Origin of the sequence: Pseudogemmobacter faecipullorum (assembly GCF_020539525.1) — a bacterium.
In the GTDB taxonomy this organism is placed as follows: domain Bacteria; phylum Pseudomonadota; class Alphaproteobacteria; order Rhodobacterales; family Rhodobacteraceae; genus Pseudogemmobacter; species Pseudogemmobacter faecipullorum.
The window spans coordinates 1-7,660 of record NZ_JACDXX010000044.1; the positions used below are offsets into that span (position 1 = coordinate 1).

Consider the following 7,660-nt stretch of genomic DNA (forward strand, 5'->3'; position numbering starts at 1 on the left):
AAAATCCTCGGGGCGCTCAACGCCCTTCAGCAGCTCATCCAGTAGTTCCTTGGAGATCGTCATGCATGCTTCCTTTCGATGAAGCATGGACCGGATCACTCATACACAAAAGACAGGACACTCTCCATATATCGTAAGCACTTCACCGACAGTCACATTCCCCGGCTCATTTGCAACACAGTCACGCCCTTTGGTTGCAATGTAGGCCGCGAGGGCTTTTTCAGCATCTTCACGGCGTTCGCAGCCCGTGCTGCGGTCGGGCAGACCGGTGTCGCGGATATACCAGTGCTGGCGATGGGCGAATTTATGGAGGCGGGCTCCTTTGGCTTGTCTCGGCATTTTTTCACCAAATCGGTAAGACGGTCACGTTCAAGACGAATAGCGCGGCCCATTCGTACGATATATCCGTGGTTCTCTGCGGCCGAACGTAAGCTCGCTGACGGGATGCCAAGTGCGCGAGCAGCGTCCTTGATTTCACACAGCGGCGCGAGATCCTCGATGCGGTTCTCCCTTTCCTTCATTTTTACCCAGCCTCCAGAACCGTTGTTTTGTCTTCCTCACACATCATCGCCTCCCTTGCGATCTGCTGGCTCTCTGTCGCCACGATCGTGCGCGATATAAGCGTGAAGGCGCCGCTGCGCCGAGCTGTCAGATCCTTTTCTGCAGTCAGCGCCGTGCATAGTCCCAGCACCTCAGCGCCATTGGCGGGTGCTGCTGCTGCTGCGACCTCCAAATTGCCTTGGCTGTCGATGATCAAGTGCAGGGCCTTGCGCATCAGTACAGACTCCTTTCGCGGTTTTCATCCGTTCCTGTGAGGATCCGGGCCGCTTCTTCCAGGCTGGGAATGAGCTTTGTGAGACCGGCGATACCGATGCCGCCTTTGAGTGCAGCAATGACCGCGGCAAAGGCCAGAACATGCGTCGCGGCCGCCGGATCATCCCAGCAGGCCTCAATGGTCTCCTCGGCAATGGCCAGACTGCCCTTGCAGCGGTGGGGGATGGTGAATTCAGCCATTGGCAATCTCCAGCAGGGTCTGGGCGTGGCAGGGGCCGTCTGGCGCGCACCAGCAGGCGAATGAAAAGCCGCGCAGCTCGGCCAGCAGATGCAGAACGGCTGCCCGGGTCTCGGCGAGGGCATCGAGGCAGCGCAGGATCTCGGGTTCGCTGAGACCAGCGGGCAGATAGGCATTTCCATTTCAGAGCGGGCCTATGTGCTGGCAACGGCCTATCATGAAACCGGCAATTTCCGCTGGCTTCGCGAGCTTTGGGGCCCGACCCCGGCCCAGACGCGCTATGAGGGCCGCGCAGACCTCGGGAACACGGTTGCCGGGGATGGCCGGCGCTTCATGGGGCGCGGCTATGTGCAGATCACCGGCAGGCGTAACTATACCGACTGGGGCAAGCGCCTCGGCCTCGATCTGCTCAACCGGCCCGATCTGGCAGAAGAGCCGGATATCGCGGCGCAGATCCTCGTGGAAGGGATGCGCCTTGGCACTTTCACAGGCAAGAGCCTGGCTGATTACACAAACAGCAATGGCGTGGTGCATTACCAATCTGCCCGCCGGATCGTGAATGGCACCGATCGGGCTGAGCTGATCGCGGGCTATGCCCGCGCCTATGAGGCTGCAATCCGTGCGGCAGAGCCGGTCAGGGCAGGCTGGCTCGCGGCCCTCATTCAATCCCTCGGAAACCTGTTCAGGAGCAAAAGATGAACTGGACCCTCGTTCGCGGGCTGACTTATGTCGCCCTGCTGCTGGCTTCGCTGCTGGCCTTCCTCGGCCTGGCCGAGTTCAACCCGACCACCGGCATGCTGAAGATCCACCCCTTTAACGCCTATGGCGCTGCTGCAGCGCTGTCTGGCGTGATTTCCTCGGCCCTCGCCACGCTGGCGCTGATCCGCGGCTGGGGACGGAAATGAGCGCGCTGGTAACTTGGCTTGCCGGAAAGGCAGGGTTGTGGTTCGCCGGGGCAGTTGCTGCTCTGGCGGCCGGTATGGGCCTTTATGTGAAGGGCAGGGCGGATAGTACCGCCCGGGCCCGTCTCAAATCATTGGAGAATGACCATGAAACCGCTTCTGATCTGCGCCGCGCTGTTGACCGCGGCCTGGCTGACCGGGTGCGCAAGTTCGATGACGCCGGGTTCCGCGACTGAGGCCGCCCACTGCGAGATCTGGGGCAAGTCGCTGCCAACCCGGTCGCGGGCTGATACCGGGCAGACCAAAGCCGAGATCCAGCGCGGCTATGCCGCCTTCGACCTCGCTTGCCCGGGATTCGGTTACCTGGTGCCGGGGTGACGTATTTCGGCCCATAGCTACTTGGCTTAATGCCAGTAACCATTATTCTTTACCCCCATAAGCTACCTTTCAGCTCCGCAGCACGGGCATGTGCGGGACCGGAATCATTTCTTGTATTTACCATGCGATCATCGCAATAACTCAATAACTATTGAGGTGTTGATTCGATGAAAGAGGAAAGTGCACTTGCCGCTTTTGCGGCGTTGTCACAGGAGACGCGGCTGCGCATCGTGCGCTTGCTGATCCAGGCAGGACCGAAGGGCATGGCTGCGGGCGACATCGGTGCTGCTATTGGGGCCACGACCTCGCGCCTGTCTTTTCATCTGGCACATCTGGAACATGCAGGGCTGATCCAGTCGCGGCGTGAGGGGCGGTTCATCATCTACACCGCGCTTTACCCGGCCTTCTCCTCGCTGATCGCCTTCCTGATGCAGGACTGCTGCCAGGGGCACCCCGAGATTTGCGCGCCGGCCGTGACAGCAATGGCCTGCGCCTGCGATCCCACCTCTGCTGATAAGGCCTGATCATGGACGTCATCATTTACCACAACCCCGCCTGCGGCACGTCGCGCAACACGCTTGCAATGATACGCAACGCAGGCGTCGAGCCGCATGTGATCGAATATCTGAAGACGCCGCCTTCGCGGGCGCTTTTGGTACAGCTGATCGAACGCATGGGGATCGCCCCCCGCGACCTGCTGCGCGAAAAAGGAACGCCCTATGCAGACCTGGGCCTCGATGATCCGGCGCTGTCAGACGAGGCCCTGATTGACGCGATGATGGAACATCCCATCCTCATCAACCGGCCCATCGTTGTCAGCCCCACGGGCGTGCGTCTTTGCCTGCCTTCCGAGGCCGTGCTGGACCTGCTGCCCCCGCAGCGGGGTGTCTTCACAAAAGAAGATGGTGAGCAGGTCGTGGACGATCACGGCAATCGCACGCGTTCTGTTTGAGCCTGAGATCAATATGACCCCGTCACACCAGCCCCGCCGGTTATCGTTCCTTGATCGCTATCTGACGTTGTGGATCTTCGCCGCCATGGCGCTTGGCATTTTGCTTGGCACTTTGTTCACCGGATTGCCGGATGCCTTGAATGCCATGTCGATAGGATCGACCAATATTCCCATCGCCATTGGCCTGATCCTGATGATGTATCCGCCCCTGGCAAAGGTGCGCTATGAGGAGCTGCCGCAGGTCTTTGCCGATAAGCGCGTGCTGATGCTTTCGCTGCTGCAGAACTGGATCATTGGCCCGGTCCTGATGTTCGCGCTGGCCGTGATTTTTCTGCGCGATCACCCCGAATATATGACGGGCCTGATCCTGATTGGACTGGCACGCTGCATCGCCATGGTGCTGGTCTGGAACCAGCTCGCCCGCGGCGACAATCAGTATGTTGCGGGGCTGGTGGCCTTTAACTCGATCTTCCAGATCCTGTTCTTCTCGACCTATGCCTGGCTGTTTCTGAGCGTGCTGCCGCCCCTGTTCGGGTTTGAAAGCAGCGTGATCGACGTGGGCTTTTGGACGGTGACCGAGGCCGTACTGATCTACCTTGGTCTGCCCTTCGTCGCCGGATACCTGACGCGACGTGTGCTGATCGCGAAGCGCGGCGAGGCGTGGTATCAGAGCCGTTTCCTGCCAAAGATCAGCCCGATCACGTTGATCGCGCTTCTGTTCACGATCGTCGCGATGTTCAGCCTTAAAGGTGCTGATGTGCTGCGATTGCCAGTAGATGCGCTGCGGATCGCCGTGCCGCTCGTGATCTATTTCGCGCTGCAGTTCCTGATCAGCTTCGCTATGGGCCGCTGGATCGCCAGGGACTATCCCCGCACCACCGCCATCGCCTTCACAGCTGCCGGAAACAATTTTGAGCTCGCAATCGCGGTTGCCATCGCGGCCTTTGGGCTGGCCTCGCCCGTAGCCTTTGCCGCTGTCATTGGCCCGCTGGTCGAAGTGCCGGTGCTGATCCTACTGGTCAGTGTGGCCCTCAGACTTGGCCGCCGGTGGTTCCCACAGGATGCCGCTTTGAAGGAGAGTGACGCATGATCCCGGATCTTCCGAACCTGTTGCCCGGCGCCTTGCAGCTGCCGCAGATCGAGGGGTCGCCTCCGCGCATCCTGCTGCTCTACGGCTCGCTGCGGGAACGCTCCTACAGCCGCCTCGCCACTTTGGAAGCCGAGCGTTTGCTCCGCCACTTTGGTTGTGAGACGCGCATTTTCCACGCAGACGGGCTGCCGCTGCCGGATGATGCCGAGGCTGATCATCCCAAGGTGCAGGAGCTGCGCGATCTGTGCCTCTGGTCTGAAGGGCAGGTCTGGACCAGCCCCGAACGCCACGGCGCGATGACCGGCGTGATGAAATCACAAATCGACTGGATCCCTCTGGCGATGGGGGCGATCCGCCCCACGCAGGGGCGCACGCTGGCCCTGATGCAGGTATCGGGCGGCTCGCAAAGCTTTAACGCCGTCAACCAGATGCGCATTCTGGGCCGCTGGATGCGAATGCTTACGGTCCCGAACCAGTCTTCCGTGGCTAAAGCCTATCAGGAATTCGACGATGAAGGCCGGATGAAGCCCTCTTCCTACTATGACAGGGTTGTCGATGTGATGGAGGAGCTGGTGCGTTTCACCCTTCTGACGCGTGACCGGCCATATCTCACGGACCGCTATAGCGAGCGGAAGGAAGCGGCTGAAAAGCTGCAGGAGCGCCTAAACCTGAAGGATGCGATCTAATGTTTGCCGCACGGCGCTGGCCGGTCATTTCCGCCCTCGGCGTCGTGCAAATCTTCACCTGGGGGAGTAGCTATTATCTGTTGGCCGTGCTTGCATCCCCCATCGAGGCGGATACAGACTGGCCTATGGCCTGGGTGGTGGGAGCCATTTCGGTGGCCCTGGTCTGCGCAGGATTAGCGTCGCCAAAGGTAGGGAGGGCCATTTCGCATTTTGGTGGCCGACCCGTTTTGGCCGCGGGATGCACCCTGCTTGCACTAGGCCTTGTCGTCATCGCGGCGGCACCAAATCTTCCTGTCTTTTATGCGGGCTGGTGCGTCATCGGGCTCGGCATGGGCGCGGGGCTATATGACCCTGCCTTCGCTACCTTGGGCCGTCTGTATAAGAAAGATGCCCGCGCTGCGATCACGGCGCTGACCCTATGGGGCGGGTTCGCCAGCACTGTCTGCTGGCCGTTATCCACATGGCTGCTTGATCAGCTTGGCTGGCGCGGGGCTGCGGCGAGCTATGCCGCGATCCATTTGCTGATCTGCTTGCCACTTATCTTCGGCCTGATCCCCAAAGAGCCGAGGCACCAGCCCGCACCAGATCAGAATGTAACAGGCTCTGCTACGCTACTCGGGCCCGAACGGATGGCATTTCTGGTGATGGCCCTGATCCTGGTCACCGCTGGCCTCGCAGTCACAGTGATTTCTGTCTACTTGCTCAAGCTTCTCCAGGCGCAGGGCCTGTCGACTGAGCAAGCCGTCACCATCGGCGCCTTTTTGGGTCCGGCGCAGGTCGCTGCGCGTGTGATGGAAATGGCTGGCAAGGGACGACACCATCCTATCTGGACGCTGATCGTGGCCACTGCCAGTGTCGCAATGGGTCTTGTGCTTTTGGCGCTGGATATGGGGCTGCCCGGTCTGGCTGTAATCTGTTATGGCGCAGGAAATGGCATTTTTTCCATTGCACGCGGTGCATTGCCCTTGGCACTGTTTGGGCCTGAGCGCTATCCGGCACTGATGGGCCGCTTGGCACTCCCTTCACTTCTGGCGCAGGCGGCCGCTCCTATCTTGGGCGTTGCATTGATCGCCAGCGTGGGAGCGGGGGGCGCATTAACCATCGTGGCATGTCTCGCGATTGCCAATCTCGCATTATCGCTCACAATGTGGGCCACCTGCCGGCATTTATTACGATAATCAATAGTTTAGAGCGTGCATGCTTGAGAAAATCCGCTGTTGGATGCGCAGTTTTCGATAAAAGGCATAGCGAATGTCCTATTCGCTCCATTTGTGACTTCACTTTCGGCCCTTACCTGCCGGTCAGCGCCTTCAGCTGCTGCGATGCAGCATTCCCGAAAGCTGCCGCTCAGGCTTGACGCGACCCGACTGCGTCGCGAAGGTCGACTATGCGGACGGAGCTGCCCTTCGATCCTTGGGCCAGGAGGTTACCGATTTTGGTCTTTGTCGCGCAGATGTCGCCGAATACGGTCGAATCGCTCACCCTGGGGCAGCAAATCAAAAACCGTCTTGCCATCCAGCCCATGAACATTGGGATCAGCCCCTTCTGCAAACAGGGTGTAAATCGCATCCGGGCCTGTTTCAGGATAGGGTGCATGCCCCATCATCGGCGTGTAGCCTCGTCTATCCAATGCATTAATGTCAGCGCCATGAGACAGCAGCTTACGTATGGCTTCGGGATCACCTGTCAGGTGCAGAAGCGTCTCGCCCTCAGGGCTTCGTGCATCTGGGTCTGCTCCGGACGCGATCATCAAGTCAATGATTGTGGGCTCCGGGAACATAGATTGCTCGAGGAATACCGGCCAGCCGGAGGGCAGCTTCGCAACTGCAAGACCGGGATCTCGTTGAAGACATTCGCGAACGCCCTGCTCATCTGCGTTGCGCAGAATCTCTGCGAAGTTTTCAACATCAGCTTCGGAATGCATCAACCCCGCCCGGTCATCCTGAAAAATAAGGCAGCCTGTAGTGTCCCCGTCCAACGCTCCAGAGAAAGTGTCAGACAAAAGGCTGCCGGGCCCCAGGAAGAATACGCAAGGCAGGATCTTAAGACATCCCATGAAGACGGGCTTTCATTGGTGACTCCAGACAGCATCTGTCCTTACCCCCATTCCCCGAAGCAGCCAATGACGGCTTTGGGCTCTTCGCGTGGATCTGCCACCATCGGTGCCAATGTGAGTGCCGGGCAGCCCCTTCGGGCTCTTTCGGCCCTTTGCGGACGGTCGGCGTCTTCAGGCGCTGCGATGCAGCGTTCCCGAAAGCTGCCGTTCAGACTTGACCCGGACCGAGCGCGTCGCGAGTGTCAGCTATGCGGACATCGCCGCTGGTGGGTCGAGGCCAGTGCCGCGGGGACGCACTAAAATACGCCGCCATTCGACTGGTTTAGCAACAAAGGCCTAGTCGATCTCGCATAACATAGAATGTATCAGATCAAGCAAGATGTAGCCAGGTAAGCCGATTGTAAGGCCGACTGAAATGCAATCGTCGCGACCCAAAATATGATCTGCGCATCAAGAAAGTAACCATCCGGCGTAGGCCGCGGACGGGTGTCCGTGCTCAGGGAGTGGGCTTGGGTGCTTTGGGCTTGCCGAGCCGCGGGGACCATTTCTTCGCGAGTTGGTCAAAGCGTTCGACGATCCTGTCG

13 protein-coding genes are annotated in these 7,660 nt (G+C 59.6%); 8 read left to right on the forward strand and 5 right to left on the reverse strand.

Features of this window, described 5'->3' with window-relative positions; translation table 11 throughout:
* Positions 1-152: 152 nt before the first annotated feature.
* Genes H0485_RS20475 through H0485_RS21960 form a run of 4 tightly spaced genes read right to left on the reverse strand, consistent with a single transcriptional unit; the run spans position 153 to position 1,180 of the window.
* Positions 153-521 (reverse strand): hypothetical protein, encoded by a 369-nt coding sequence (locus H0485_RS20475; RefSeq protein WP_226937755.1) that lies wholly within the window; start codon positions 519-521, stop codon positions 153-155.
* Positions 522-523: 2 nt separating this feature from the next.
* The gene (locus H0485_RS20480) at positions 524-775 is read right to left on the reverse strand and encodes a hypothetical protein (protein WP_226937756.1); all 252 of its coding nucleotides are present in this window, start codon (positions 773-775) and stop codon (positions 524-526) included.
* Positions 775-1,014, reverse strand: coding sequence for a hypothetical protein (locus tag H0485_RS20485; protein ID WP_226937757.1), 240 nt, complete (start codon positions 1,012-1,014; stop codon positions 775-777). The genes H0485_RS20480 and H0485_RS20485 overlap by 1 nt, the downstream gene beginning before the upstream one ends.
* The gene (locus H0485_RS21960; protein ID WP_354002470.1) at positions 1,007-1,180 is read right to left on the reverse strand and encodes a DUF4326 domain-containing protein; all 174 of its coding nucleotides are present in this window, start codon (positions 1,178-1,180) and stop codon (positions 1,007-1,009) included. Before H0485_RS21960 ends, H0485_RS20485 begins: the two co-directional genes overlap by 8 nt.
* On the opposite strand from H0485_RS21960, the gene H0485_RS20495 reads away from it, so the two are divergent.
* The 8 genes from H0485_RS20495 (at position 1,103) to H0485_RS20530 (ending at position 6,198) form a co-directional block, all read left to right on the forward strand.
* Positions 1,103-1,711 carry a glycoside hydrolase family 19 protein gene (locus tag H0485_RS20495; RefSeq protein ID WP_226937758.1) on the forward strand — a complete coding sequence of 203 codons (609 nt, stop codon included), beginning with the start codon at positions 1,103-1,105 and terminating at the stop codon, positions 1,709-1,711. The two genes, H0485_RS21960 and H0485_RS20495, sit on opposite strands and share 78 nt — an antisense overlap.
* Complete coding sequence (locus H0485_RS20500; protein ID WP_226937716.1) at positions 1,708-1,917, forward strand: hypothetical protein; 210 nt, start codon at positions 1,708-1,710, stop codon at positions 1,915-1,917. Before H0485_RS20495 ends, H0485_RS20500 begins: the two co-directional genes overlap by 4 nt.
* 144 nt (positions 1,918-2,061) lie before the next feature.
* The gene (locus H0485_RS20505; protein WP_226937759.1) at positions 2,062-2,292 is read left to right on the forward strand and encodes a hypothetical protein; all 231 of its coding nucleotides are present in this window, start codon (positions 2,062-2,064) and stop codon (positions 2,290-2,292) included.
* A gap of 167 nt (positions 2,293-2,459) precedes the next feature.
* Positions 2,460-2,816, forward strand: coding sequence for an ArsR/SmtB family transcription factor (locus H0485_RS20510; RefSeq protein WP_226937760.1), 357 nt, complete (start codon positions 2,460-2,462; stop codon positions 2,814-2,816).
* 2 nt (positions 2,817-2,818) lie between these two features.
* A complete protein-coding gene (gene arsC, locus H0485_RS20515) occupies positions 2,819-3,244 on the forward strand; it encodes an arsenate reductase (glutaredoxin) (protein WP_226937761.1) in 426 nt (141 codons plus the stop codon).
* A 13-nt stretch (positions 3,245-3,257) separates the two neighbouring features.
* Positions 3,258-4,334, forward strand: a complete 1,077-nt coding sequence (gene arsB / locus H0485_RS20520; protein ID WP_226937766.1) for an ACR3 family arsenite efflux transporter — start codon at positions 3,258-3,260, stop codon at positions 4,332-4,334.
* Positions 4,331-5,020, forward strand: a complete 690-nt coding sequence (gene arsH, locus H0485_RS20525) for an arsenical resistance protein ArsH (protein ID WP_226937762.1) — start codon at positions 4,331-4,333, stop codon at positions 5,018-5,020. The genes arsB and arsH overlap by 4 nt, the downstream gene beginning before the upstream one ends.
* Entirely contained in the window at positions 5,020-6,198 is a 1,179-nt protein-coding gene (locus H0485_RS20530; protein WP_226937763.1) for an MFS transporter, read from the forward strand. Before arsH ends, H0485_RS20530 begins: the two co-directional genes overlap by 1 nt.
* A 248-nt stretch (positions 6,199-6,446) precedes the next feature.
* On the opposite strand, the gene H0485_RS20535 is transcribed toward H0485_RS20530, so the two are convergent.
* The gene (locus H0485_RS20535; protein ID WP_226937764.1) at positions 6,447-6,944 is read right to left on the reverse strand and encodes an ankyrin repeat domain-containing protein; all 498 of its coding nucleotides are present in this window, start codon (positions 6,942-6,944) and stop codon (positions 6,447-6,449) included.
* Positions 6,945-7,660: the final 716 nt, after the last annotated feature.